Consider the following 26,448-nt stretch of genomic DNA (forward strand, 5'->3'; position numbering starts at 1 on the left):
GTAGAGACTCAAATAACAAGCCCTTTCACATACAAAAGGGCTTCACGATTTACACAGAGGCTACTTCCAAATAGCTTTATAATGTTCACGATAGTTATTATCAGGATCGAAAATATCGTTTTGACCACCGTCAAATTGAATATTACCAGGCGTGACTAAATGAACAGGAGTCGAAAAGCCACTGTCAGCCACACCCGCAAACGATCGATTTAATTCATCAACGATTTGCCAACCATGCATATTCAATGGCTCTGGCACGGTACCTACTTGATTAAAGTTAGATCGAATACGCGAGTAAGCAGATTGGCTTCCGTCTCCGGCTGAAATATTGCGAGGAAGCTTGTCTTCCGGTAAACCTGACGCGTTTAGAGCTGAGCCTATGTAATCAAAATAAAGATCATTAATCCCTAAAGAATAAGTCCATTTATTTTGATAGCGTTGGAGCAAAGAGGTTGTTAATTGCGGCATACGAGTAGACGTATCGGATAAAGGCGTATCCTCAACCGAAATCAAGGTACAACCACTACATTGCTTAATGACCTTAGCCATAGCATCAGACTTTGCAATGGCGACAGCATAAGCAGAGTCAGTAAATATCACAACTCCAGCTTTACCATCAGACCCTGCCACAGCCGCTAACGCAGCAATTTCAGCGACATCATCTGCGCTAGTCGTAATATTTGAAAAGACATTTTTGCTCGGAATTGGACCTGGATTTGGTGCAGAGTGCCACCCAACTACTTTGATACCTTGCTTCGTCGCCATTTCAAGCGCCGCCGCTTGTTCATTAACATCAAAACCGCCTAATACAATGCCATCTGGTTTTAACGCTATCGCCTGATTAAAAGCCGCAGTACGACCAGACACAGTGCCTTGCCCATCGAGTAATCGAACATTCCACCCTGTCCATCCTGCCGCTTCTCTAACACCATTACTGACCCCAAGTACGCCTCCATTTCGCATATCTGAAGCTAAAAATACAATCGTTTTATCCGCTTCTGCTGTTGGGCCTGAAGTGGGTCCATCCCACTTATTATAAGGCGCTGTTGCAGCTTGAACCTTAGCTTTAGCTTCGCTTAAAAAATCATCGGCGTTAGCACTTCCAGAACCGATGGCCAATAATATAGATACACTTAAAGAACTGAATTTTAAGATCGATTGATATTTTTTCATGGTAACCTCATCGCTGTTTTTTGTTTTTATTTCTAGACATGAAACTACAAAACCATTCACTCATTTCGTTTGTCGTACTACTCATTTTTTTTACTAATTCGTTTTATGCGACCTCCACGGCGTTGGGCGTATCCGGCAATGCCGATAGAAATCAATAACGTCGCGCCATTAAATAAAGGTTCAATGTAAAAGGCACCGCCAAGCTGTTGAATCCCGGAAATACCCACCGCCAAAATAGAGACACCAATAATGGTCCCCAACACATTGACTCGTCCTGGTCTGATGGTGGTTGAACCGAGGAAAGCACCAACCAGTGCAGGCAATAGGAATTCCAAACCGACATTGGCTTGTCCTATGCGCAGCTTTGCCGCCAAGAGAACCCCTGCAAAAGCCGTCAATAAACCGGATGTGACAAAAGCACCGATGACATATTTTCTAGCCGGGATACCATTTAAGTCAGCGGCTCTTGGGTTAGCGCCAATGGCATATAAACAGCGCCCTAGAGGCAGACGTTCAGTCATAATCCACAACAAGATAGCAATACCCAACACATAGAAGGCAGGTGCAGGCAAACCAAAGAAAAAGGCATTAGAAAGTGCATAGAAATCGGCATCTAGCGACCCGATTACTTGACGCCCTCCGGTGTACCAAAGAGCAACCGAATAAATCACCGTGCCGGTACCTAGCGTGGCGATGAAGGAATCAATTTTCGCCATTTCGACCAGTAAACCATTTAACAAACCAAACAACATGCCACAGACTAAAACGACGAAAACCGCCATTTGCCAGCTCATGCCAAACTTAGTTTGCAAACTGATCGCCAAAATATGCCACAGCACTATGCCGTAACCGACGGTCAGATCCATCTTCCCAGTTAACATAGGCACCATGGCAGCCAAGGCTAAAATAGCAATGATGGACTTATCACTTAAGATTGACCGTAAATTCAGCATGGTCGGAAAGGTATCCGGCAATAGCACTGAAAAAAACAGAATCAATAACAGGGTTAAAATGGGCAAACCAAACACCGGAAGGTAACGACCAAGATGAGATAATGGTCCCTCGTTCTCTGATTTTTTATCATTATGGTCCGGCTCTAGGGCCGTAGATTTAATAGAAGTCGTCATTGTCTGCTGCTCTCTATATTTTTGTTTTTTTAGCTAGAAAATCTCTGTCAATTATTCATTGCTGCTAGTCACCATCCGCCGAAGCCACTTTCAGCATATTGGCAAAGGTCATGTCTTCTTCCGCCAATTCCTTGTGGATAAACCCCTTACTGAACACGTAACAGCGATTGCAAATTTTTTCTATTTCTTCAAAATCTGTCGACACTAAAATGACCGTTAGGCCATTACTAACTGCTGTTTTAAGCAAGTTGTAGATTTCAGCCTTAGCCCCTACATCAACCCCAGCTGTCGGTTCATCCAAAATCAAGACACGCTTATTCAAGTTCAACCAGCGAGCCATAATGACCTTCTGTTGATTACCGCCACTTAAGTTTTCGATGGTTTGATTTGGATTTCTAGGACGAACATCAAAACGATCAATCAAATCCTCTGCGACACCTTGCTCTTTGGATAACGCATTCAGCGCAAAGAAAGACGTCTCACCCAGCAAAGGGTTAATGAAAAAATTATCTTGAACCGACATGGACATCGCGAGGTTCTCTCCCCGCTCGCCGGCGACATAACCAATACCAGCCTGAATGGCAGCAGTAGTCGAATTCAAATTCAGCAATTGACCATCTAGCCGAACTTGACCATTAAAAATCGGGTAGTCTCCAAAAAGCGCACGGCCTACTTCCCCCTGACCGCCACCACGCAAGCCAATCAGACCGAGGATTTCACCTTGCTTAACATGAAAGGAGACGGGGCCTACATTGCCAGCTTCAAAATCTGTGACGTCAAGTACAGTCGCAGCATTAGTGTCAACTCTCTGGCGATGAAAGTCTTTCTGAGCATTGCCGACGATAAGCTCAACGAGATCTTTTGCTTGCATGCCTTTAGTAGGGCATTCTGCCACCAACAGACCATCGCGCATGATGACCATGCTGTCGGAAATTTCCATTACTTCGTCTAAGCGGTGGGAAACATAAATCATGCCCACCCCTTTTTGACGAAGATCACGAATCACGCCAAATAAGCGCTCCACATCAGCGGCAGGTAAACTGGCCGTAGGTTCATCTAGGACAAGAATTTTGGCTTTGCAGTATACGGCTCGGGCAATGGCAATCAGCGATTGCTCTGCTCGAGATAGGCGGAATACGCGAGTGCGTGGGTCAATATTGGCATTTACGCTGGCCAGCGCTTCGGCGGCTCGGGCATCCGTGGCTTGCCAATCTATTAAGCCGAACTTTTTACAATAGCCCATGGCAAGCGCCATGTTTTCCGACACCGTCATCCAATCGACTAAACCTAAATCCTGATGGATAAAGGCAATGTCATCATGATGTCTATTTTTTTGATCTAACAGCGTTCCTTGGTAAAGGATCTCGCCTTGATCTTCTTGATAAATACCAGCTAAGGTTTTGATCAAGGTCGATTTTCCAGCGCCATTTTCTCCTAATAGAGCGACCACAGAATGGGAGCCCACATTAAAAGACACGTCGTTCACGGCAATGCTATTGCCAAATCTTTTGGTGACATTCTTAAACTGCAAAAGCGATGCGTTTGGCGTTTGCAGCTCACTGGTTTCCAACATAACCCCACCTCACTAACATTATTTTTATTGTTAAGTAATCGATGTCTATTAATGCTGATCTTTATAAATACTATTGCGCCAATTGTTGGATCTGATCCCAAATGTCTGGGTGAATGTCGATGCCGCCCGCTTTTTCATGTTTATCAATAAAGCTCTGTATTTTTGAGCCTGCGATCGACACTTCACCGCTTTCAGCTGGTTCCGAAGACAAGACATAATCACGAATTCGCTGCATCTCTGCGGCAAACTGCGTTTTCTCAATGGTCTTACTTAGGTCAATGGCAATCAAAAACTGTGAGACACCAAATTCGCCTTCTTGATCTTCTGTAATGGCCGGTACAGATCGTCCTCCCGTAATGGCGGTCAACATCATGTCGAGTACAATCGACATAGAAGAACCTTTCCAGAAGCCCATTGGCAAAACGCGCTTGTTCTCCCAAAGCACATGAGGATCTTTCGTTAAATTCCCCTCATTGTCATAGCCACCCACTACCGGCAACTCCTTATCGGCAAGCACATGGTTTTGCAGCTGGCCATACGAAAATTGTGACATTGAGCAGTCCACTAAGACTGGAGGATCACCCGCTATGGCCATGATCAAAGGATTCGTACCAACACGATGGTCTTTCCCACCCCAAGCCGGCATAACGGCAATAGAATTGGTAGCCGCAATACCAGCAAAGCCCTGACGAGCCATTTCCAGTACATAGGCACCGCCTCGCATCCAATGGTTGGAGTTACGCATCCCCACCATACCAATGCCAAATTCACGTGCTAATTCCATCGCGCGGTCAGCACAAATCAAACCATTTAATACACCAGGCCCGTAATGGCAGTCCCATTGCTCTAGTGCGCCCATGCGATTAACGCACTCTGGAACCGCGTTCAATTGGATTTGACCTTTATCTACTTGGCCGATGAAGACAGGAAAGCGATTAATTCCGTGTGAATACACCCCTTCATTTCCCATATCAGCGAACCCCTTAGCTAAACGCTTAGCCATGTCAGGCGACATGTTACGAGCCAGTAGGGCTTTCTCATAGGTACTTTGAAGCAGTTCTACAGAAACGATAGGCATAATAAACTCAACCTTAATTCCACTATGCGGAATATATTATTATTGTATTTCCGTATAATGACACAAAGTAAGAATATGTGAAGCTTTTTTGATCAGTATTTTTAAAAATTTTATAAAAAGGAAAGGCAGGCCGAGCTAATTATTTAATTTTTAAGAAAAAATACATAATCATGCCAATCAGGAATTATTTGGTTTATTTGCATAGAGGAAAAACAGAAAAGGGGGAGAATAAAAACAACCAGTAACAGACGGCACCGCCTTCGCAGGTACCGCCCTCGCCATAAAAACGTCTATGGAACATAACTCAATGTCTTAGCCCATGATAGACAAGGTATAGCGATACCTTAAAGCGGTAAACCGCATTCATTCGCAATGCTCTCTAATTTTGCCTTAGCATGAGCAATATCCTCATACCAATGATCATTTTGAGCCCACATTTCAATCACAAATGGCGCAGCGTAATCGATTTCTTTTAAGGTATTAAAAATCGCATGAAAGTCCACTTCCCCTTCACCGATGACCAAATCGCGGAACTGCCCTTTGCTGTCCGGAGACACTCGTAAAGTATCCTTTAGATGTATTTGAACGATATGATCTTGACCAAGCTTTAGCTCAGTCGGTACATCATGGTTCCAGCCAGAAATGTTACCCACATCTGGGTAGGCCATAAAAAAGGGAGAGGGAATCTCGCGCTTCAACACTTCAAATTTACTCAACGAATTTAGGTAAGGCGTATCCATGATCTCTACCCCGAGCAAAACACCTGCTCGCTCAGCCATTTTCGTCGCACGCTGCATGCCATCAATGAAACGCTGGTGTGTTTCAGCAGATTGAGGTTCGTAATAGACGTCATAACCCGCCATCTGAATACATCGCACACCAAGCTTATAAGCTAACGCAATGGCCTTCTCCATAATGTCAAAAGCACGGGCTCTAACCTTGTCATCCATCGAACCAAAAGGGTATTTCCGATGGGCGCTCAGACACATAGATTGCAGCGGCATATCCAGTTCTATACACAAATCTCGAAGTGCGTAAATTTCCTGATCAGTCCAATCAAGACGAGCTTGTCGCTCATCGGTTTCATCCACCGAAATTTCCAGAAAGTCGAAACCTAAAGCTTTGGCATGGGTTAAACGCTCACGCCAACTTAACTCAGCCGGTAGTGCTTTCTCATAAATGCCTAAACGAAATGTCTTTGAAAATTCGATCATTATTTACCTCAGAAGATTGCTCTTTAAAACAACTTTGCTTCTATCAATTTGGCGGATTGCGAAATAGTGTCTGCCAATGCATCGAACCCGAGACGAACCATTTTGGGCGTCAATGATGAAACGCTAATCGCATAAATTGGCATACCGTCTTTATTAAAAACCGGCACAGACACACAGGAGATCCCGGCCTCATTCTCTTCATCATCAACAGCGTAACCACGCTCTTTGACTCGCTCTAACTCGTTGAAAAAAGCATCTTTATCTAAAATGGTGTTTTCGGTCAGCTGCTTCATAATGGGGTGATTACGCTGCCAATAGGCTTCTCGTATTTGATCCGACGCATACGCTAAAAAGCACTTTCCGGCAGCGGAACAATAGGCAGGTGCGTGCAGACCAACGTAGGTACGAGTTCGGAAAGAGGCATTACTCGGTTCAAGTTTGTCTTTGAATAAGATGTTGTCGCCATCGAATGCCAGAAAGTTGATGGTTTCATCAACACTGTTCAATAGCTGAGTTAGGTAAGGTTTCACAAAACCAGTCACATCCGAGTTTAAAGCCACTTGACCCACATGCAGTAACTTCATCGTCAGACGATAATCGCGTCCACTCGACAATTGACTGACGTATCCCGCACTTTCATAAGTGGACAGAATACGGTGAGCAGAGGACTTAGTCATTCCCGTTTGTTGAGCAATGGTTTGCAACGAAGCACCATTTGGAAATTGACCTAAAAACTCTAATACACTTAATGATTTAAGAAGTGACTTTATTTGTTCACTCATGTCTACCTACCAGTATTTTGCTATTTCATTATGGAATGATTCAGCAATCGATCGACCTTTGTCACTGGCCAAGGCACGACCAGCAATAAAGGACTTCACTTTAAGATCTTTAAAGAGAGGCAGATCTTCGGGTACTATTCCACCCGTTATGGATAATTCGATTCCCAAATCTGATAACGCCTTCATTTTCAATAAGTCTTCGTCGGTCCATGTTACCCCCGCTAACTCGGCGTCACGTGAGCGGTGATAAATGGCTTGAGTAATTCCCATGGCTACCCAGGCTTTGGCATCCTCTAATGTCCAGTGGCCGTATAGCTCAATTTGAATTTCGCCCGAAAATTCCTTTGCAACAGTTTGTGCCGCACGAATTGTTTCAATGTGTGCCGCGGCACTGACTGTGACCCAGTTTGCACCAGCTGATAGCGCCATTTTAGTCAAAATGCTACTGGCGTCGGTAATTTTCATATCACAAACAATAACATGTTGCGGGTACTTTTCGCGCAACAAGCTCACACTTTTTACTCCGTTGGCAAACGCTAAAATGGTACCAACTTCAATAACATCAACATGTTCAGCAATGTTTTCTACGGATGCTAATGCGGTATCAATATCCGTAGCGTCTAAGGCGATTTGTAATAACGGTTTAGTCATATGGACTCCTCAAATTCTTTGAATAGGCTCACTAGCTTCAAATAACGCTGATATTTACGCTGATAAGCTTGGAAATGCTCAGGATTGGGTTCAACCCGTTTGCTGCTAATCGCCATGGCCGCTAAGCCAGACTCAATGCTGTCATATTGTCCCACGCCGACCATCGCCACTAAGGCCGCACCAAGTGAACCCGTTTCATCAATACTAGGGATATCCACCGACATCCCCGTTAAGTCGGCTAACATTTGCATCCACACATCAGAAGAGGTCGTGCCACCTGTCACCCTCAGTACACTGGCTTGAGGGAATCGCGCACGCATGCGATCCAAGTGCACATTGTGACAAAACAAAATACCTTCCCAAATCGCTTGTATTAAATGGCCTTTAGTATGATGTGATTGCAGCCCATAAAACCCCGATTTAATCCCTAACCCCATATTTGAGCCATACAGAAAGGGCACAAAAAACAGTGAACTTTCAGCCACAGGTAAAGCGGAGACTAAGGCTTGATTTTCCAAGTGATCAAATTCGCCATTTTGACTGAGATAGTCCTGAAACCATTCGTAATTGCTGGCAGAAGTGGGGCTGGCATCATGAATGATGTATTGTTTATCCAGTACATAATGTCCATAGACATAATTATATTGATTTGACGTATCACTAGATTCCGTCGGGATATCGGTGGCGATCCCAGACGTCACAGACCAAGTACCTGTGACATAATTCAGGGTGTTTTCCGTCGCATTAATACCAGAGCAAACGGCAGTAGAAACCACATCAAACAAGCCACCGAACACCGGTGTACCAGCTTTTAAACCCGTTTCCTGAGCCACGGCGTCAGTAACATGACCGGCCAATTCATCCGGTTTGATTATGGGTGGTAAAGCAGACCATACTTCAGCAATATCAAAGACGTTCAGTAGCTCTGGGTCATATTGACCTGTGACCATATTATAAAAGTTGCTTTCGGATATGTTCGTTAACTCAGCGGCAATGTTGCCAGTCAATCGATATCGTAAATAGTCATGCGCCATTAAGACCGCACCAATATTTTGATAATGATGTGGCTCATTGTCCTTTAGCCAGCGAATGATAGACACAGGATGCCCAGTCCATAAGGTTTGACGGGTAATTGGATAAATGGCGCTCGGCGTACCTTGCTGCTGCCATTGCTTTACAATATCCAAAGAACGAGAATCCGATGACATAATCCCATTACGAAGATTGTTGCCGTTTTTGTCTAATAGATACGCGCCTTTGCCCTGAGCTGAAATACTCAAGCCTTTAATGTCGCTGGCATCAACATCAACTGAAGCCAGTAATTTAGAAATGGCGGATTTGGCGTCTCCCCATAAATCATCCAGTTCTCGTTCAACCCAGCCTTGCTGCTCATTGAGCACTTGTGCCGACACTTTGGCTATCGCTATCTGCTGGCCATAACTGTCGAGCAAAGCGGCTTTCATAAAAGTGCCACCTGAGTCTAAGCCTATAAAGTAATTCATCGGCCCTCCCCCTGAACGAAAAATAATTCGCCAATTAAACTGGCCAGCGCCATATCATCATCATTCGTGCCGCTGGTTACTCTGTCTGCTATGTGTTGAATGGCATCATCTGCATTCAGCATGGCCACACCCATGCCTGCCAACGTGAGCATAGAAATGTCATTATGATGATCTCCCACTGCCACGACACGGTCAGCCTCAATACCTTGTGTTTTAAGATACTCAGTGAGTGCTGCGCCCTTAGTGTTCCCGATGCCCGCAAAATCCATTCGATTCGCCCAAGAGTATTCCCCGTTAAAATACTGTTTAACGAAAGGCAATTGCGCGAAATGCTCAACCTCTTGACCTTCTAATACAAACTTCCAAACATGCGGATGTTGCTCAACTTCGTCGAACAGACTGTCTACCTTATAAATCTGAGGGCGATTGAGCTCAGGCAAGGAATTGGCCCAATCTGATAAGGCTTCAACATAGGGCAATGGTCGATGTTTTGAATGCAACATGGCTTGAGTCACATACATCACGGCCGTCACATCATGTTGCTCTGCCAGAGTAATGAATTGCTTAGCAACGTCTGTTGATAAGGCGTTATGCTGCAAGACCTGCTCAGTTTGATAATCGTAAAGGTAAGCACCGTTGCAACAAATAATGGGGGTCTTCAATCCCAATTGCTGATAGTAAGGTCGTGCCGCCGTATGATGACGTCCGGTCACAATCATCACTGGTGTCGTCTCAGAAAGCTGGCGAATTTGTTCAATCAGAAAAGGACTGATGCTTCGATCCGATTTAAGTACCGTACCATCTAAGTCAAGGGCTAACAGTTCGTACATAATCGTGCGCCTTACTTCTTTTGCCCGTAATAAGCATTCTCACCATGCTTACGCAAATAATGCTTATCCAGTAATTCGTCTTGCACCTTAATTTGCTGATTCAAGCTTCGAGTTCCGATTGCCATCGCCGATATTTCTTCTAAAACAACCGCGTTATGAACTGCATCAAACCCATCTTTCCCCCAAGCAAAAGGCGCGTGACCAGAGATGATCGCCCCAGGCACTGCGGTTTCACTTAATCCGCGTTTACGGAATTCTTCAATAATGACCGTACCGGTATTTTTCTCATACTCGGTGGCAATCTCGTCTGCGGTCAGCATTCGAGTACAGGGAATATCACCATAGAAATAATCTGCGTGCGTGGTACCTAATGCCGGAATATCCAAGCCAGCTTGCGCCCAGATCGTGGCGTGACGAGAATGAGTATGAACAATCCCCCCTATCGCAGGGAACGCCTTATACAATTCTATGTGAGTTGCGGTATCACTGGAGGGGTTCAAACGACCTTCGACCGTATTACCATCTAAGTCGATAACGACAATGTCATCCACTGTCATATCTGTATATTTCACGCCAGAAGGCTTAATGGCGATCACTTTTTTTTCACGGTCAATTTCTGACACATTACCCCATGTAAAGGTCACCAGACCATATTCAGGCAACTGCAAATTGGCCTTCAACACTCTTTCTTTTAATGTCTGATACATGATGTTTCTCGACAGTCAGTCTGCAATAAAAACACGGTAAAATGAAACATCCGATGCACTTTGACCAGCAAAGTGCATCGAATCATTCTGCTACTTAGATGCCGCTAGAATGTCATTCACCATTTTGTCGCCATGCTCTTTAATAAAGGCTTCCCAAACAGGTTTAACCGCTTCTTGGAAGGCTGCACCGTCCACATCACGATTGACCTTCATGCCGTCTTTTTCTAGCGCCGCAATCATAGAGTCTTCTTTCTCTATGCTCAGCTTACGCTGCATTTCGACAGACTCTTTGGCCACCTGAGTAATGATCGTCTGATTGGCAGGACTTAGCTTATTGAACGTTTTTAGGTTCATAGTAAAGGCAAGAGGAGAGTAAGCATGTTGCGTTAGGCTCAAGTACTTTTGCACTTCATAGAATTTAAACGATAAGGTGACACCAATTGGGTGATCTTGGGCATCTACCACACCGGTTTCCAATGCGGTATACAGCTCAGCTACTGGGATTTGAGCTGGGTTCGCACCCAATAGGTTAAACATGTCATTCAATGCTTTTGAACCATTAACGCGCATACGCAAACCATCAACATCGCTTGGCGTACGGATTGGCCCGCGACTATTGGTCATATTACGATAGCCGTTTTCTGGATAGCCTAATCCTTTAAGGTCGAATTGCTCCATCTGCTTAGAGACTGACTGCCCCACTTCACCGTCTAGCACCTTGTAGGCTGCATCACGGTTAGGAAACATAAAAGGCAAAGTAAAAGCAGCGGATTCTGGTAATAATCCAGAGTAGTTATTCAAACCAACAATGGAAAAATCCACTAAGCCAAAACGCGTACTTTGGATCATCTGCTGATCATTTCCGAGCTGCCCTTGAGGGAAGATATTGATCTTCACATCCCCATTGGTACGTGCTTCTACTTCTTTCTTAAAGAAGAGAGACATATCCTGCTGTAAATCAGATTCTGGTGCGGCATGAGCCAACTTCAGTGTCGTCGCGGCTAGGGCTGAATTTGACAAAACAGCACAAGAAACAACAGACACAAGGCCCACACTTTTAAATAACCGTGTCATTTTTTTCATTATTTTTCTCCTTGGGTTATCCAATAATAAATTTCATCGGGACAGTAATGATGTCGGGAAATACTATGAAGAGTATTAACAGAACGACATAGGCACCTATAAAGGGCAATACACCCTTCACAGAAGTAGAAATAGAGACTCGTGAAACACCACACACCACGTTTAAAACAGTGCCGACAGGCGGTGTAATCAGACCAATCGAGGTATTAATGACAAACATCAACCCGAAATAGACAGGATCAATGCCAGCCATTTTGACAATAGGCATCAGTAAAGGAACAAGAATCAGAATCGTCGGACTTAAATCCATCACCATGCCGACCATGAAGACCAACAGCATAATAACCGCCATCAATAGGCGCGGGCTGTCGACTAAGGGAGCAAGCATTTCAGCTAATTGTTGAGGCAATTGCGCAATGGTAATCAACCATGCCGCGACCATGGCACAACCCACCAGGAACATCACCATAGCCGTAGAACGGCCTGCTCGTCCGAGCACATAATACAAACGCTTAAAGCTCAATTCTTTATAGATAAACGACGACACAAGGATCGCGTACACCGCGGCCACAACGGCGGCTTCCGTGGGCGTAAAAATACCGAAACGAATGCCGCCCAAAATGATGATAGGTAAGAACAGTGCCCAGATGCCGTCTTTAAGAGCAGCCATTTTCTCTGCAAACGTCGCTTTCTTTTCTAGCTCCAAGTTTTCTTTGCGGACAATGAATCCCCATAAGAACATCAACGTCATCCCCATCAACAAACCAGGGACAATACCGCCGATAAAGAGATTTTTAATGGATATTCCACCTGCGACACCAATCAAAATCAGTGGAATGGAAGGCGGAATCACTGGCGCGATAATGCCGCCGGAAGCCAACAAACCAATGGATGAGCCTTCAGGGTAATTGGCTTTTTTCATCATCGGATACAAAATACTAACCAGCGCCGCCGCATCTGCTACAGCAGAGCCTGATAAACCAGCTAACAAAATAGAAGTGAAAATCGCAACATAACCCAAGCCACCTTTTCGATGACCAACGAAGGTATTGGCGAGACGCACAATACGCTCAGACAAGCCACCGGTTGCCATGACTTCTCCTGCGATCAGGAAAAAAGGAATCGCCAACAAGGTAAAACTGTCTACCCCACCGATTAATGCCTGAGACAATATATCGGCACTAAATAAATCCATGTGCAGCATGAGCGCCATGGAAGAAAGTAACAGCGCAAAAGAAACAGGCAAGCCCAACAAAATAGAGGCGATCAATACCCCCAGAAAAATAATCAATGTCATTCGTCATTCTCCTGGTCAGCAAGCCAGTTAGGGTTAAAAATTCGGACTAAAGAAATCAATATGATGAGTAACCCTGATACGACGCCAGCGAGAGCAAACAATGCCGTAGGCAATCCAGTTAGTGGGGATATATTGTTCCAGTTAGCAACGGTTTGATTGATGGCACCAATGAACAGCATGCTGGAGGAAATCAAAATAACCAGCCAGATAAGGCGGTTTAAAATGGGCACAGCGGAAGGGAAGAAACGCTCAGAGAACTCTGTTACAGCGAGATGCTCACCACGACGTAGCACCACCGCCGCACCTAATAGAACGATCCAAACTAGTCCAAGACGAGATAGCTCAACTGAAGCTCGAATACCGGAAGAAAAGCCATATCTTAAGACGACATTGGTGAAAACCAACACCACCATCACAGCCAAAATCGTTGTAATCAGAATATCAATACTCTGCCACATCCAATTAAGTATTTTTTTCATGCCATAAAACCTCTATGAACTCATTGGCGGTATCTCCAATGGTTTCATTTTTTTATATTTATATTGGTCATTATTTAGCTTATTTCGTTAGAGAGCCTAAACCTTAAATTCCGCATTGCGAAATAAATATCAACTCTATTTCCGTATAATGACATATAAAAAAATAAAATGAAGCTTTTTTGTACGGCTTTTTGTAATTTTTTCGTTTTCAGAATAGAAAACAATGGACGCTATTCGATCACCTTGAGCTGAGTTCAAGTAGGGAAGATTTGAGTCACTGAACGAACACGTAAAGATAGAATAAGCGATTTGACGAACGTCAATTGCAAAAACAATGAGTAAAAGAAAAGGAGCGGATAGGACACTTTTCAGTATCCTATCAAAACAGAAGGAGTCGTACGGTCAATACCGTGGGGCTAACGCTTTTTCAGAATACCACTGGCCAGTAATACACCCGTGGCCACCAAACCTAATCCCACGATAGAATATGCTTCCAAGGTTTCACCCAAGATAGGAATGGCAATAATAGAGGCTAACACTGGGGTAAAAGCACCAATCGCGGCCATATTTTCAGCACCCAGTTGTTGCACTGCATAACCATAAGTAAAACCGGTCATTAAGCCCACTAACAAGCTTTGTACCACCAGCTGCACTGCAATCATGTCCCAAGACGTTTGCGCAAGCCCACTTGATACTAAGCCAGTTGACCATAGCACCAGTAAAACAACGAAAGACACAAAGCCCATCAATGAGGTAGACAACAAAGGCGGTAAGCCTGCAATGCGTAAACTCACGGTATAAATCGCCCAAAACATACTGGCCGCTAGAAGCAACAAGTCGCCTTTCCAAGTCCCTTCAGCGGCCGTCAACATGGACAAGCTCAGCAACACCACCACTCCGGTACACACAAGCCCCAAACCCATTTTTCGCGCTCGCGTCACTTTTTCCTGATAAAACAACACAGCGAGTAAGGTAACGAAAAAAGGGTACGCACCGAGAATCAGCAAGCCAGCATGGGATGCTGGTGCATACTTCAAACCAGTAGCACTCAAAAAGAAGAAAGGAACACCAGCGCCACAGACAATGCCTAATAGCAAAATAGGCGACACGGCTTTGATCTTTGCTCGACCACGCCACAAAATAGGCAACAACAAAAGTGCTGGCGGTGTAAAACGTAACAGACCAAGGTCAAAAGGCGTTAGCGTATTCGTCACACCCGCGCGCATACTAACCAACCAAGATGACCAAATCAAAATACTGACAAACGCTGCCAATAATCCCAATTTAAAACCCCAACCCGTTGCGTACACTTTGTAGTCAGGTTGAGGATTGGAAGTAGGTTCAGAGTAGTCTTGTGTTGCAGAATGAGCCATACGCACCTCGCCAGAGAATATTAAATTATATTATCTCTGCAAATATGCAAGCATGTCCTTGCTATTTCACCTATTTATCCTCTATTTTTTAGCATATATACCAACCACAAGACCACAAAGTTATGAAAGATGCCAACATAGACAAAACCGATCTGCAAATACTGGCTCACCTTCAAGAGGACGGACGTTTGACGAACGTGGCGTTAGCCGACGAAATCCACTTATCACCGTCACCTTGCCTAAGGCGCGTAAAACAACTGGAAGGACAGGGTGTTATTCAGGGTTATCACGCCAGAATTGACCGTTTAAAAGCCGGTTTCTCTATGACCGTATTTGTCGAAGTAAAGCTCAGAAATCACGCTGACGACTACCATTTAGAGTTTGAGCAAGCGATTTTAGCAATGGAAGACATCATCAGCGCGCATTTAGTATCAGGCTTGGCGGATTACAAACTGGAAGTCGTCGCAAGAGATTTACCAGATTACGAAAACATTCTAAAGCAGATTCAATCTTTGCCACATGTAAAAGACATTCAAAGCTATTTTGCGATTCGCTCAGTGAAAACCTCAGCACCGCTACCTTTGAATAAACCCATGCCAGATTAATATAAAAAAACCGCCAAGCACTCACTTGGCGGTTTTTTTTAGGAAAGGGGTCGATTAATGACTAAACTTTAAAGCTACCGACTTGCTTATCAAGCGCTTTATATAAGTCAGAAATATCACTCGACTGCTTCTTAATGGTGTCTGAGACAACTTGCACTGAATCAGTTTGCTCTTTTAGCGACAACATATTTTGATTAATGTCATTAGCCACCGTAGACTGCTCTTGCGTTGCTTGCGCGGTCTGCGCGGCCATTTCTTGAACTTTCGAGAAAGACTCTTGTAGGTCTTGGAAAGCCTTAGTGACATCACCAAAATTGTTCACCGTAAAGTCAGCATTGTTACGGCTGTTTTGAATGGCTTTAGACGATTCCGCCACATTCACTTTCAGCTGTTCAATCATGGCTTCAATTTCATTGGTGCTGTCTTGCGTACGAGTCGCAAGCGTTCGCACTTCATCGGCAACAACAGCAAAACCACGACCTTGTTCACCGGCACGAGCAGCCTCAATCGCGGCGTTCAAAGCCAACAAATTGGTTTGCTCTGCAATGTTACGAATCACTTCCAGTACCGATGCAATACTCTCAGAACTCTTCTGCAGCTCATCGGAGCGCCCTAGAGCCAACTCAATGTCAGACACCAGTTCCGTTACCGCAGAGTGAGACTTGTTCACCGCAGTAATACCACTTTCAGTTAAACTGCTTGAATTATTGGCTTCATTCGCGGCTTCACGAGCCACTTCTGCCATTTGTTGGTTTGACATGTCCATCTGATGGCCCGCACTGACAATCGAAGCCGATGCATTTGCCAAAGAGCCAGTAATATCCGTTGTTTGCGATGCGGCATTATTTAACTGACCTGTCACCTTGCCCAGGGCATTCGCTTGCTGATGAATACTGGAAATAATGCCTCGTAAGTTTTCGACAAAATTATTGAACTCATTTGCTAGATCACCGAGCTCATCTTTCGTTGAAAATTCAATACGCTGCGTTAAATCGCCATCACCCTCGGAAATTTCACGAATACGTTGACCAAGGTAACGTACTTGATCCGTTAGGGTTTTAGGCGTTTTATAACTGAACCATACTGCGATCAGTACGCCAATAATCACCACAATGATCGCCACTCGTATTGAAGAAGCCAGTTGCGCTTCCAGCACTTTCTTACTTTCAATAGCATGCTCATAAACCGCCACACCCGCAGCATCAAGAATGTCACGCATGGTACCAAAGGTATCGTTAGCCTGTTTCTCAACCGCCGAATAATTTGCGGCGTTCATATCCGTTTGTACCATTGCATCCGAAGCTTTTACCCAAGCATCAAAGGCGTTATCAAAGTCACCCAAACTGTTTACCACTTGAGGGGCAACTGACATGTGTTCTTTATATAAGTTGAAGCGATCTTTCACTTGTTGAATGTTGTCTGTACGATCACCTTCTTCGCTTTTTACATCACCAAGGCCAGCCGAAACACGTTGTTCAGCTAGTTTGGCTTGGTAAGCATCACGGTCGGCATTCAGAATCACTGAAATCGCCTTTTCGTAATGATTAGTGTGCTCATTTAGCGATGCTTTTAACTGATTGATAATAAAACCCAAAGCAAGTAGCGCTACGACGAATGTCAACGCCATCACAACAACAGGTAAAGAACTCTTCACCCTGACTGAATTAAAACGCATACCCCACCTCCTAGATTCAAGCGTCCCACAATTACGGCAATAGTAGGCTTTCGGTGTTGTGCAATTCAATGAGGATTAACAAATACACACATTAATACTGTAGGACTTTACCTACAAAATATAAGACCTTGCGTTAGATCAATAAATCTTGATATTAAGGTAATTTTAAGCGAAAACAATGGGATGCAAATTGGCTTATCAACATCAAAATTCATAGCTTTTTTCTACGTAATAATGGGAACACCCTTTTTAACACAGACCTTCGCCGCCTAATTTTGCCTTTGCCCTTGAGTTCGCGTACAAAAGAAGCCTGTTCTTTTTATGACTGCACAATGAGACTGTATTAGGTATGACGTTTCCATCAAGGAATGAAAAACTGGCGTTCGCCGCTTATTTAGAGCATCACTCAGATTTAAAACTGCCCGCACAGGCCGACAATTTAGATCAAGCTTTGCAAGTGCTCGACCAACCAACCTCCGTCAACGCACATTGCTACACGGATCAATACGCTCGTCTTAAACGCTATTTTACTAGCGGTATTTTGGTCTTAATGTTGATGAGTTTTGTTATTGGACTCATGGTCACGCCTAGTAGCTTTTTACTCAACGAAAGCAAACACATTAATATTTATTGGTTATTGTTAACCTTGTTAGGGTTTCACCTAATCAACCTGCTTTTATGGTTGGGTAGCCTCATCTGGTTACACCTTAAACCCAATCAGAACAACAACCCCTTGCTGTTAAGCGTATTATCTTTTTTACACCATAAAGTCAGTCAGTGGTTAGCCATTAATGTGAACGTTAGTAAGGCATTCTGGCAATGGCAGAGTTCAAAACAAAGCCAAACTTGGCTTGCCAGTAGCCTTTCTCATGGCGCTTGGTTAAGTTATCTGAGTGCTGGCTTATTCATGACATTACTACTTTTGTTGACCAATCAAGTGAGTTTTATCTGGGAAACCACTCTGCTGAGTGACAGCCGATTTTTGGCGTTAACTCAATGGTTAAGCACGCCCTTAACCTGGTTGGGATTGGACTTACCGACTCAAGCTGACATACTTTCAAGCCGTATTGATCAAACACTACAAAGCCAAGCCACGCGACAACACTGGGCAAACTTCTTACTCGCTAGTTTAATCATGTATGGCCTTCTACCTAGGTTATTATTGTTACTCATGTGTTTGGCTCTGTATCGCATCAAGCGCATAACCCGTAAACGCTCGCCACAAGAAGACATTATTCTGAATCGATACGCACACCAAGAGACGCAGCAAAAGCGTATTATCGATCCGGATCATCTACAACGACATAATCATGGCTCAGAACACAACAAAATCTTGTCAATTTGCCAAGTAGAAACAAATAGCTTATGGGGACTTTATGAATGGAGTGATGACATCCCCACACGGCTCATGAAAACCAATACACAGCTACTAAATGACCAAGCACAACAACACGCCTTTTTAGCGCTGGCTCCAGAGCAAATGACGTATCTATTAGTCAGTAATGCTCACAGCCCAGACCGTGGTACAACTCGCTTTCTAACCAGTTTAGCGACGCAACAACCGCGCGTCCAAATGGTGTTATGGCAAACTAAGTCAGGGCAGTTTGATGATGCTTGGATCGCCTTGTCAGAACAATTAAAATTACCAGCACTTAAGTGTTTGCCGGAGGAATAAACCATGCCTATTAAACTGTTAGTGGTTGGGCACGCGAACACTGGCAAAACCTCTTTGATTCGCACCTTACTGCGTCGTCATGATTTTGGTGAAGTAGCCGACCAAGCAGGCACAACACGTCATGTCGAAAGTGTTGCCATTACCTTAGACAATCAGCACATCATGCAAGTAATCGACACACCTGGCTTCGAAGATTCGATCGGGTTGTGGCAACTCAGACAACAACCTCCCTTTCGTTCCCATACAGGAAGCGACTGGCTCACAATCTTTTGCCAAAGCGACCATGCTCATAACGAGTTCGAACAAGAAGCCAAGATCCTCTCTCAACTAACACGCGCTGACATCATCTTATATGTGATCGATGTACGTCAGGCTCCACTTGGCAAGTACTTGAATGAGTTAGATATTTTGGCCAGTGCTAACAAACCCATTGTGCCCATTCTAAATTTCAGCGCCACCCCAACGCCTCACACCACCAAGTGGCGACAAATTTTAGCAGAACGCCATCTGCATACCGTGGTGAAATACGACTCTGTTGCTTTTTACTTCGAAGACGAAAAACGCTTATACCAAAGCATCCAAAGTCTCATGCCTGATGACTACGACACCTTGCAACACTTTATAAACAACCGACAAGAAGCCGCTCGACTGAGGCTCAATGCCGCCATCAGTTTACTGGCTGACTGGCTAATCAATGCCGCCAGCTTCCGCTTTCTGTGTGATCAATACCCAGCATCTAATGCACAGACTGAACATTTTCAGCAGCACATTAAGAGCCTCGAAGGCCAATACATTCAAGGCCTATTAAAACTTTATGATTTTCAAAGCGACGATTTAGTGCAGAGTCAATTTCATATCCAACCAGATCGCTGGCAACAAGATATGTTTGATAAAGAAGTACTGAAAGAATGGGGGATTGAATCCGGCACCAGCGCACTGACTGGCGCAGCCATTGGTGCTGGCATTGATATGATGTCTGCAGGACTGACCCTCGGTACCGCCACCAGTGTAGGCGCTCTTTTAGGAGCAGGCTGGAAAACCGCCAAACATTACCAAGACACCATTAAAAGCAAATTAACCAAAAAGCATTTTTTGTGTTTAGAAAACAGCACCTTAACACTATTGAGTTTACGCGGATTGGACGCCATTCGCCATTTGCACCAGAGAGGACATGCATCACAGCAGCTCTTTCAACTCAGCAAAGATCATTCTCAGGACAACGACTTTTTACAAAAGCTGCAATACTTCTGGCGACAAGCCAGACAACACCCTGATTGGTATCAAGCCTCCCATCCCCTTAAAAACGAAATGGAGGACACTTTAACGCACGCTCTGCAATCAAAACTCAGCGATGACTCAATCCGCTTTAGCTAACTCATCATCGAGGCGTCGTTGAGTCGCCTGCATTATTTGCTCGCAATCCGTCATGATGTTGATGACATCCGTTTCATGCAAGCCAGTGGTATCGATTGGGTCCAGCATTTCCACAATGACCTTGCCATTATTCAGTCGATTTAACGTTACTTGGCGATGTGTACTACTGCACACAACAGGAATGATAGGCACACCAGCCTGTACTGCCGCATGAAATGCCCCACGTTTAAAAGGTAACCAACCCCGTCCTCGACTGCGCGTGCCTTCGGGGAACATCCAAATGGAAAAGCCAGTCCGCTTCATACCACTCACCACCTGATCTATGGTGGCAATGGCTTTTTTGCGATCATTACGATTGATTAAAATATTACCACTGGCCCAATACAACAAACCAAAAAAAGGAATCCAGAGTAAACTGGTTTTACCGACCGTCACAATGCCTTTTGGCACCACCTTCGCTAACGTAAACAAATCGAAGTTGTTTTGATGATTAGCGACATACACAGCTTGAGGCACTTTTTTAGCCGCCTCAGACACACGACCTTCTACCGTCAGGCCAAATAGAGGCCCAACCGACGCAAAGACTCGACTAAGGTGATACACACGATTTTTGGATTTTAAGGTCAATAAACAAAAAACAATGCCCAACAAAGTTACCAATATAACCAACACCAATAGCAATGCCATCCGTATCAAAAGCAACATAGCGGATTCCACCTTAGCAGTTAAACTGATCCATTCGATTTATCATTAAATTCTGCACGCCAAGCAAAAAAGTCGGCGGCTTTTAATGGTTTAGAATAAAAATATCCTTGTATTTTATCACAGTGAAGCTCTCTTAAAAGTGCCACCCCAGCTTGGTTTTCAGCGCCTTCAGCCGTCACCTGAAATCCCAAACTGTGCGACAAATTGATACTGGCTTGGGCAATGGAAGCATCCCCTTTGTTGGTATCAATGTGCTGCACAAAGGCGCGGTCTATCTTCACTTCATTGACAGGCAAATCTCGTAGATAGGCTAACGAAGACTGGCCGGTACCAAAATCATCAATAGCCAAATGAACGCCCATATTTTGTAGTGCCTGCAAGATACTAATGACCTTGTTTCTGTCCGTCATAACAGCACTTTCAGTAATTTCTAATGCTAATGCATTCACTGGTAACTGATTGGCCTCCAATGCAAGCGAGACAATTAAGGGTAACTCTTCATCCACCAAATCGTGTGCTGATAAATTGATGGCGACACGAATTGTATGACCTTGTTGCCACCAGTCATTCAACTGCATCAATACCGTATTAAGTACCCATTTCGTCAACAGTTGAATGCTGCCGGCATGCTCTAACAAGGCAATAAATTCATCAGGAGGAATAAAACCTAATTCAGGATGAATCCATCGAATCAAGGCTTCAGCTTCGTGACAATCATCTTGTGCTAAACCAACTTTAGGCTGATATACCACAAACAATTGATTTGCCTCTAACGCCGCAGGGAGATCACGAATAATGGTTAACTGACGACGGTGGTTTTCATCTTCACCCACTTGGTAGAAAGCACAGCCATCACTTTCTTCCTTCGCCTTTTCAGCGACGATATCCAGTCGTCTTAACGCCGCGTTCACACTCTCTGTTGCTTGCTCTAGTGGTAAAACACCAATACTCACGTCAATACGAAGTTCTGAACCTGACTCGATTTCAAGTTCATCATTCATCACCTCTTTCAGATCAGAGCAATCTTGAGCGGTAATGTTACGCTGAAAAATTAATAAAAATTTATCGTCGCCTAAACGCGCAATCATATCAGCCTGATGCGCCCAGTCTTGCAGTCGATTCGCCACTTTACCGAGCAAAATATTTCCCAGATCAAAACCCAGCATATTATTAATGTCGCGAAAACGACGAATGTTCAATAATAATAGGCCTCCTTCCTTTGCTGGTAAGGTCTCTTGCAGGTACAGCTCAACAGCACTTTGATTATTCAACCCAGTTAACATGTCATGGGAAGCTCGATAGGTCAGCTCCTCTTCACGCATTAAAATGGAATGCTGCATGGTTTTCATGGTGTTGGACAAAACACCAAACTCACCCGTCATGTTTGGCAAGGTCAACTCAGCTTGTTGTACGCTTTTCCCTATACTGGTTGCAAATTCAACCAAGTGACCAATAGGGCGCGTCATATTACGCGCCAACGCCAGCCCCATCAGCAACGCTAAGGCTAACGCACCAGCAAAAATACCCAGCAATTGGTTGCGGGTGGAGTTATAACTTTCTTTCCAAGGGCCATAAGGTAAATGAATCATGCCCCACTGGTTTTTCACGCCCAGATCGACCGCCAGTGACAAGTACTTCTCATCGTTAGAGAACGTCGGGTCTTGTAATGCCTCTTCGATGGTTTCTATTTCGCTCAACAAACGCCGTCCTTCGGCGGATGGTAAGGTCGTACCACCAAAAAGAATTTGTTCATCTTGGGTTTTATAAACAAAGCTGATATCAAGCCCAGTAACACCTTTAATCTCTTCTGCCAAGGACTGATCAAGTAGAAACGCCATGCCGATCCAAGCCACAATGTTGGGCGATCTCACTGGCACTAGCACCAATTGATAAGCCAGATCGCCAAACGCAATCATGGTACTGATCGACGAGCCACCAGAACGTCTTGCCGCAAAGACCAGGTCCGCGACCACCTCACTGGCATTTAACTCTTGTGTCATCGTAATGACTTCACCCGCCGGAGAGACCAAAAGAGACACATCTGCATTGATGCGTGCACCGTGATTTTGTAAGACAGAACGGATGGTGCCCGTTTCTTTAGTGGCAACCGCCTGCTTAAAACCAAAATCTGAGGTTAAAATTTCAACCCCTTTGGTAAGCTGCTCTGCCCTCGCTTCTAATAACAAATCGAAGACATTTCGAGACACATCAATCGATTGCACACCCTGTCGATAGTTATCCTCTTTTAGAGACGACAAAACAGCCAGCGCGGTTCCCAACTGAGCAAGAGCCAATAAAGCCAAAACAAATAAAATCAATCGCGCCTGAAAGCTGCTGAACACCTTACATCCTCATGTTGATCTAGCGTGATACCTTTGAATATCAAAGCAAATAGCTCGCCACATTTAACGAGTCTGAATAATAGGGCTTATCATATATTTATGCCACTGCGGACAAAAAGACTTGTCATTGGCAATGCTTTAACATAAGTTATTATTTTCAACTTTTGTTAAAGATGAATTATGAAAGAACAAACCCTGCGCGTTTATGAAGCGATTAAACAAGATCCGTTGGCCTCACAAAAAGCGCTTGCTGATCGACTCGATATGACGCGTGAGTCAGTCGCCAGTCATATTATGCAGCTGACAAGACAAGGCCATATTTTAGGTAAAGGCTACCTTTTAGCTGAACAAAATGCCTATGTGGTCATTGGTGGCGCCAACGTCGACATCAACGGCAACAGTCTTTCTCAATGGTTACCGCAAGACTCTAACCCTGGTCGAATCAACCAAAGTCCCGGCGGAGTTGGCCGCAACATAGCGGAAAACCTAGCTCGCCTAGGTGAAAAAGTCCATCTGATTGCCCCTATTGGTTTAGACCAACGCGGCGACTGGTTAATCGAGCAGACTCGCACCAGCGGGGTGGATACTCACCACGTGATTCGCCATGACACCTTACCAACCGGTACGTATTTAGCCATCAGTAACGAACTTGGTCAGTTGCAAGCAGCGATTGCCGATATGCGTATCATCGACACATTAGAAACCAGTCGACTCGCGGCTAAAACGGCTTTACTACAAGGTGCGAGACGCATTATCGTAGACGCCAATCTATCGCAAGAATGCATCACTTGGCTAGCCCAACACACCACTAACGCCAGTCTCATTGCCGATGCGGTCTCTGCAACGAAAGCACCAAAGCTGTTGCCTATTCTCGCACATCTGGATGTCCTCAAGGTCAATCAGGACGAAGCCAGAGCCATTCTCAGCAGCCAAGAAGAAGACCCTAAACAACTCGCACTGGCATTACGACAACAGGGCGTCCAAACCGTTCTGCTGAGCCTTGGAAGCCAAGGCTTACTGCTCTGTGATGCATCAGGACATCATCAGCAAAACTGCTACCCAACGACACCAATCAGCGATACAGGTGCAGGCGATGCCCTGCTTGCTGGCTATTTAACCGCTTGCGAACAATTCGAACAAACAGAACAACGACTTTCTTTTGCCTTGGCTTGTGCCGCCATCACCCTAGAAAGTCCTCACGCCAATCACCCTGAACTCAGTATTCAAACTGTCACACAATGGATGCAAACACTATGAATCAATTTCTTGATATTCACCCAGAAGTCGCTGAAGCCATTGCTTCCGGCAAACCCGTTGTCGCTTTAGAAAGTACCATTATTTCTCACGGTATGCCTTGGCCACAGAACGCAGAAACCGCCAAAAAAGTGGAGCAAGTCATTCGTGACAATGGCGCTATTCCGGCGACCATCGCGATCATCGATGGCCGCCTTAAAGCCGGACTCAGCAGCGATGAAATCGACACTTTGGCGAAAGCCGGTTTATCCGTCACCAAATGCTCTCGTCGTGATTTACCCTTTGTGGTTGCTCAGCAGCAACACGGTGCCACTACCGTTGCGGCAACGATGATTATTGCCGCCATGGCGGGCATACGAGTCTTCGCTACAGGCGGCATTGGCGGCGTTCACCGTGGCGCGCAACAGACTTTCGATATCTCAGCCGACTTACAAGAACTGGCTAAGACCAATGTGGCGGTCGTTTGTGCTGGCGCAAAGTCGATTTTGGATTTGGCCTTAACTCGCGAATACTTAGAGACTCAAGGGGTACCAGTGCTAGGCTATAAAACGGATGTCTTGCCTGCGTTCTATACTCGTGAAAGTGATCATACGGTGGATTACAACATGGCAAGTGCCAAAGACATTGCACAATTCATCAGTGCGAAATGGGACATGCAATTACACGGCGGTACCGTGATTGCCAATCCGATCCCAGAAGAATTTGCGATGGACAAAGAGGCCATTGATTCGGCCATCAATCAAGCCTTAGCGGAAATGGAAGAGCAAGGTGTCGGTGGTAAAGAGTCGACACCTTTCTTATTAGCACGTGTTGCTGAATTGACTGGTGGCAACAGTCTCGCCAGCAACATCCAGCTCGTGTTTAACAACGCTCGTCTCGCCGCTGAAATCGCCACGGCTCTGTAACCAGACTCAGAAAAATGACGTGGAGATCATACTTGGCCACTACGACTGCCAATACTGATCTCGCCAATAGTCGATTTGGTCGTCTGCGAGGAAACTCCAGGCGACAAATCGACTGATTTTTTGACCTTGAGCCATCTCAATCACCTTAACTTGTCTTGCTCCAACGTTTTTGAGGGCTTTTTGGATGGTGTCCAAATTGCTCTGTCGAGCCACTAACGAGGTGAACCAAAAACATTGATCACGATAGCGAGTGCTTTCCTTAACCATACGCACGATAAAACCCGCTTCGCCACCGTCACACCAGAGTTCCGGTGCCGTTCCGCCAAAATTCAGCGTGGTTTTTTGAGGGGGGGTTGTGCGAGCTGTATTTGACGCCCCTTTGACACCACGCCACTTACGCTGAGACTCTTCAAGCATGGCCGATTCACTGGTATGAAACGGGGGATTACACAAGGTTAGATCAAAACGCTCATCGGTCTGCCAAACGCCATCGAAGATTGCTTTCTCCGACGCCTGTTGTCGAACACTCACTGCATTTTTCAAACAAGCATTGGACTTGATAATGGTTGAGCAAGTGGCCACCGCAATGGGATTCACATCAGAACCCACAAATTGCCAGCCATATTCTTGATGTCCAACGATCGGATACACACAATTTGCACCAACACCGACATCCAACACTTTAATATTTTTACCACGTGGAATAACACCCTCGTGACTGGACGCCAAAAGGTCAGCCAAATAATGGATGTAATCGGCACGACCCGGGATTGGAGGGCATAAAAAGCCCATTGGAATATCCCAAAACGCCACCCCATAAAAATGATTCAACAAAGCACGATTAAGCGTTTTCACCGCATTTGGGTCCGCGAAATCAATCGATTCATTGCCATATTTATTAAGCTGAATGTAATGGGATAATTCGGGGCAAGAGTCCGCCAGCAAGGCAAAATCATAACGCGCACGGTGAGGATTGCGAGGATGCAACTCTAATTTGTTACTACGTTTACCCTTTGTATGCTTGCTTTTATGAGCCACAGAATC

At 44.9% G+C, this 26,448-nt stretch carries 23 protein-coding genes; 5 read left to right on the forward strand and 18 right to left on the reverse strand.

The window, feature by feature from the left end; translation table 11 throughout:
• Window positions 1-60 precede the first annotated feature (60 nt).
• The 14 genes from OA79_RS09005 to OA79_RS09070 all read right to left on the reverse strand — a co-directional run bounded on the left by OA79_RS09005 (window position 61) and on the right by OA79_RS09070 (window position 14,869).
• A complete protein-coding gene (locus tag OA79_RS09005; protein ID WP_063332899.1) occupies window positions 61-1,173 on the reverse strand; it encodes a substrate-binding domain-containing protein in 1,113 nt (370 codons plus the stop codon).
• A gap of 77 nt (window positions 1,174-1,250) precedes the next feature.
• Complete coding sequence (locus OA79_RS09010) at window positions 1,251-2,300, reverse strand: ABC transporter permease (protein ID WP_063332900.1); 1,050 nt, start codon at window positions 2,298-2,300, stop codon at window positions 1,251-1,253.
• A 64-nt stretch (window positions 2,301-2,364) separates the two neighbouring features.
• Window positions 2,365-3,873, reverse strand: coding sequence for a sugar ABC transporter ATP-binding protein (locus tag OA79_RS09015; protein ID WP_063332901.1), 1,509 nt, complete (start codon window positions 3,871-3,873; stop codon window positions 2,365-2,367).
• A 70-nt stretch (window positions 3,874-3,943) separates the two neighbouring features.
• Complete coding sequence (gene yiaK, locus OA79_RS09020; protein ID WP_063332902.1) at window positions 3,944-4,951, reverse strand: 3-dehydro-L-gulonate 2-dehydrogenase; 1,008 nt, start codon at window positions 4,949-4,951, stop codon at window positions 3,944-3,946.
• 344 nt (window positions 4,952-5,295) lie between these two features.
• The gene (locus OA79_RS09025) at window positions 5,296-6,165 is read right to left on the reverse strand and encodes an L-ribulose-5-phosphate 3-epimerase (protein ID WP_063332903.1); all 870 of its coding nucleotides are present in this window, start codon (window positions 6,163-6,165) and stop codon (window positions 5,296-5,298) included.
• Between the two features lie 23 nt (window positions 6,166-6,188).
• Window positions 6,189-6,947 carry an IclR family transcriptional regulator gene (locus OA79_RS09030; protein ID WP_063332904.1) on the reverse strand — a complete coding sequence of 253 codons (759 nt, stop codon included), beginning with the start codon at window positions 6,945-6,947 and terminating at the stop codon, window positions 6,189-6,191.
• 6 nt (window positions 6,948-6,953) lie between these two features.
• Entirely contained in the window at window positions 6,954-7,598 is a 645-nt protein-coding gene (locus OA79_RS09035; RefSeq protein ID WP_063332905.1) for a 3-keto-L-gulonate-6-phosphate decarboxylase UlaD, read from the reverse strand.
• On the reverse strand, window positions 7,595-9,100 hold the full coding sequence (locus OA79_RS09040; protein ID WP_063332906.1) for an FGGY-family carbohydrate kinase: 1,506 nt from the start codon (window positions 9,098-9,100) through the stop codon (window positions 7,595-7,597). The genes OA79_RS09035 and OA79_RS09040 overlap by 4 nt, the downstream gene beginning before the upstream one ends.
• On the reverse strand, window positions 9,097-9,930 hold the full coding sequence (locus tag OA79_RS09045) for a Cof-type HAD-IIB family hydrolase (RefSeq protein ID WP_063332907.1): 834 nt from the start codon (window positions 9,928-9,930) through the stop codon (window positions 9,097-9,099). The genes OA79_RS09040 and OA79_RS09045 overlap by 4 nt, the downstream gene beginning before the upstream one ends.
• An 11-nt stretch (window positions 9,931-9,941) precedes the next feature.
• On the reverse strand, window positions 9,942-10,637 hold the full coding sequence (locus tag OA79_RS09050) for an L-ribulose-5-phosphate 4-epimerase (protein ID WP_063332908.1): 696 nt from the start codon (window positions 10,635-10,637) through the stop codon (window positions 9,942-9,944).
• 90 nt (window positions 10,638-10,727) lie between these two features.
• The gene (locus OA79_RS09055; RefSeq protein WP_197465379.1) at window positions 10,728-11,720 is read right to left on the reverse strand and encodes a TRAP transporter substrate-binding protein; all 993 of its coding nucleotides are present in this window, start codon (window positions 11,718-11,720) and stop codon (window positions 10,728-10,730) included.
• A 16-nt stretch (window positions 11,721-11,736) separates the two neighbouring features.
• Window positions 11,737-13,017 carry a TRAP transporter large permease subunit gene (locus OA79_RS09060; RefSeq protein ID WP_063332909.1) on the reverse strand — a complete coding sequence of 427 codons (1,281 nt, stop codon included), beginning with the start codon at window positions 13,015-13,017 and terminating at the stop codon, window positions 11,737-11,739.
• Window positions 13,014-13,496 carry a TRAP transporter small permease gene (locus tag OA79_RS09065; protein WP_063332910.1) on the reverse strand — a complete coding sequence of 161 codons (483 nt, stop codon included), beginning with the start codon at window positions 13,494-13,496 and terminating at the stop codon, window positions 13,014-13,016. Before OA79_RS09065 ends, OA79_RS09060 begins: the two co-directional genes overlap by 4 nt.
• A gap of 416 nt (window positions 13,497-13,912) precedes the next feature.
• Window positions 13,913-14,869 carry a DMT family transporter gene (locus OA79_RS09070; RefSeq protein WP_082825430.1) on the reverse strand — a complete coding sequence of 319 codons (957 nt, stop codon included), beginning with the start codon at window positions 14,867-14,869 and terminating at the stop codon, window positions 13,913-13,915.
• 122 nt (window positions 14,870-14,991) lie between these two features.
• Between OA79_RS09070 and OA79_RS09075 the strand changes: the two genes are divergently transcribed.
• Window positions 14,992-15,474, forward strand: a complete 483-nt coding sequence (locus OA79_RS09075; RefSeq protein WP_063332911.1) for an Lrp/AsnC family transcriptional regulator — start codon at window positions 14,992-14,994, stop codon at window positions 15,472-15,474.
• A gap of 61 nt (window positions 15,475-15,535) precedes the next feature.
• Here the strand turns inward: OA79_RS09075 and OA79_RS09080 are convergent, their stop codons facing one another.
• Entirely contained in the window at window positions 15,536-17,149 is a 1,614-nt protein-coding gene (locus OA79_RS09080; RefSeq protein ID WP_063332912.1) for a methyl-accepting chemotaxis protein, read from the reverse strand.
• 349 nt (window positions 17,150-17,498) lie between these two features.
• Between OA79_RS09080 and OA79_RS09085 the strand changes: the two genes are divergently transcribed.
• Complete coding sequence (locus tag OA79_RS09085) at window positions 17,499-18,824, forward strand: DUF2868 domain-containing protein (protein WP_063332913.1); 1,326 nt, start codon at window positions 17,499-17,501, stop codon at window positions 18,822-18,824.
• A 3-nt stretch (window positions 18,825-18,827) separates the two neighbouring features.
• Window positions 18,828-20,198: a GTPase/DUF3482 domain-containing protein gene (locus tag OA79_RS09090; protein WP_063332914.1), complete on the forward strand. Its 1,371-nt coding sequence runs from the start codon at window positions 18,828-18,830 to the stop codon at window positions 20,196-20,198.
• Here the strand turns inward: OA79_RS09090 and OA79_RS09095 are convergent.
• Entirely contained in the window at window positions 20,181-20,903 is a 723-nt protein-coding gene (locus OA79_RS09095; RefSeq protein WP_063332915.1) for a 1-acylglycerol-3-phosphate O-acyltransferase, read from the reverse strand. The genes OA79_RS09090 and OA79_RS09095 overlap by 18 nt on opposite strands.
• 20 nt (window positions 20,904-20,923) lie before the next feature.
• Window positions 20,924-23,245 carry a putative bifunctional diguanylate cyclase/phosphodiesterase gene (locus OA79_RS09100; RefSeq protein WP_063332916.1) on the reverse strand — a complete coding sequence of 774 codons (2,322 nt, stop codon included), beginning with the start codon at window positions 23,243-23,245 and terminating at the stop codon, window positions 20,924-20,926.
• A gap of 180 nt (window positions 23,246-23,425) precedes the next feature.
• On the opposite strand from OA79_RS09100, the gene OA79_RS09105 reads away from it, so the two are divergent.
• Both OA79_RS09105 and OA79_RS09110 read left to right on the forward strand, forming a co-directional pair.
• On the forward strand, window positions 23,426-24,502 hold the full coding sequence (locus OA79_RS09105) for a carbohydrate kinase (RefSeq protein ID WP_063332917.1): 1,077 nt from the start codon (window positions 23,426-23,428) through the stop codon (window positions 24,500-24,502).
• Window positions 24,499-25,404: a pseudouridine-5'-phosphate glycosidase gene (locus OA79_RS09110; RefSeq protein ID WP_063332918.1), complete on the forward strand. Its 906-nt coding sequence runs from the start codon at window positions 24,499-24,501 to the stop codon at window positions 25,402-25,404. The genes OA79_RS09105 and OA79_RS09110 overlap by 4 nt, the downstream gene beginning before the upstream one ends.
• A gap of 39 nt (window positions 25,405-25,443) precedes the next feature.
• Here OA79_RS09110 and rlmF read toward each other — a convergent pair whose 3' ends face one another.
• Window positions 25,444-26,442 carry a 23S rRNA (adenine(1618)-N(6))-methyltransferase RlmF gene (gene rlmF / locus OA79_RS09115; protein WP_063332919.1) on the reverse strand — a complete coding sequence of 333 codons (999 nt, stop codon included), beginning with the start codon at window positions 26,440-26,442 and terminating at the stop codon, window positions 25,444-25,446.
• Between the last annotated feature and the right edge of the window lie 6 nt (window positions 26,443-26,448).

Origin of the sequence: Marinomonas sp. TW1 (assembly GCF_001625355.1) — a bacterium.
GTDB lineage: Bacteria > Pseudomonadota > Gammaproteobacteria > Pseudomonadales > Marinomonadaceae > Marinomonas.

Excerpts from the sequence above, each read along its gene's own strand:
- OA79_RS09080 (WP_063332912.1), bottom strand. The coding sequence starts at position 17,149 with ATGCGTTTTAATTCAGTCAGGGTGAAGAGTTCTTTACCTGTTGTTGTG.
- OA79_RS09065 (WP_063332910.1), bottom strand. The coding sequence starts at position 13,496 with ATGAAAAAAATACTTAATTGGATGTGGCAGAGTATTGATATTCTGATT.
- OA79_RS09070 (WP_082825430.1), bottom strand. The coding sequence starts at position 14,869 with ATGGCTCATTCTGCAACACAAGACTACTCTGAACCTACTTCCAATCCT.
- OA79_RS09085 (WP_063332913.1), top strand. The coding sequence starts at position 17,499 with ATGACGTTTCCATCAAGGAATGAAAAACTGGCGTTCGCCGCTTATTTA.
- OA79_RS09055 (WP_197465379.1), bottom strand. The coding sequence starts at position 11,720 with ATGAAAAAAATGACACGGTTATTTAAAAGTGTGGGCCTTGTGTCTGTT.
- OA79_RS09105 (WP_063332917.1), top strand. The coding sequence starts at position 23,426 with ATGAAAGAACAAACCCTGCGCGTTTATGAAGCGATTAAACAAGATCCG.
- OA79_RS09090 (WP_063332914.1), top strand. The coding sequence starts at position 18,828 with ATGCCTATTAAACTGTTAGTGGTTGGGCACGCGAACACTGGCAAAACC.
- OA79_RS09015 (WP_063332901.1), bottom strand. The coding sequence starts at position 3,873 with ATGTTGGAAACCAGTGAGCTGCAAACGCCAAACGCATCGCTTTTGCAG.
- OA79_RS09075 (WP_063332911.1), top strand. The coding sequence starts at position 14,992 with ATGAAAGATGCCAACATAGACAAAACCGATCTGCAAATACTGGCTCAC.
- OA79_RS09050 (WP_063332908.1), bottom strand. The coding sequence starts at position 10,637 with ATGTATCAGACATTAAAAGAAAGAGTGTTGAAGGCCAATTTGCAGTTG.
- OA79_RS09035 (WP_063332905.1), bottom strand. The coding sequence starts at position 7,598 with ATGACTAAACCGTTATTACAAATCGCCTTAGACGCTACGGATATTGAT.
- OA79_RS09060 (WP_063332909.1), bottom strand. The coding sequence starts at position 13,017 with ATGACATTGATTATTTTTCTGGGGGTATTGATCGCCTCTATTTTGTTG.
- OA79_RS09040 (WP_063332906.1), bottom strand. The coding sequence starts at position 9,100 with ATGAATTACTTTATAGGCTTAGACTCAGGTGGCACTTTTATGAAAGCC.
- OA79_RS09010 (WP_063332900.1), bottom strand. The coding sequence starts at position 2,300 with ATGACGACTTCTATTAAATCTACGGCCCTAGAGCCGGACCATAATGAT.
- OA79_RS09030 (WP_063332904.1), bottom strand. The coding sequence starts at position 6,947 with ATGAGTGAACAAATAAAGTCACTTCTTAAATCATTAAGTGTATTAGAG.
- OA79_RS09005 (WP_063332899.1), bottom strand. The coding sequence starts at position 1,173 with ATGAAAAAATATCAATCGATCTTAAAATTCAGTTCTTTAAGTGTATCT.
- OA79_RS09110 (WP_063332918.1), top strand. The coding sequence starts at position 24,499 with ATGAATCAATTTCTTGATATTCACCCAGAAGTCGCTGAAGCCATTGCT.
- OA79_RS09045 (WP_063332907.1), bottom strand. The coding sequence starts at position 9,930 with ATGTACGAACTGTTAGCCCTTGACTTAGATGGTACGGTACTTAAATCG.
- yiaK (WP_063332902.1), bottom strand. The coding sequence starts at position 4,951 with ATGCCTATCGTTTCTGTAGAACTGCTTCAAAGTACCTATGAGAAAGCC.
- OA79_RS09025 (WP_063332903.1), bottom strand. The coding sequence starts at position 6,165 with ATGATCGAATTTTCAAAGACATTTCGTTTAGGCATTTATGAGAAAGCA.
- OA79_RS09095 (WP_063332915.1), bottom strand. The coding sequence starts at position 20,903 with ATGTTGCTTTTGATACGGATGGCATTGCTATTGGTGTTGGTTATATTG.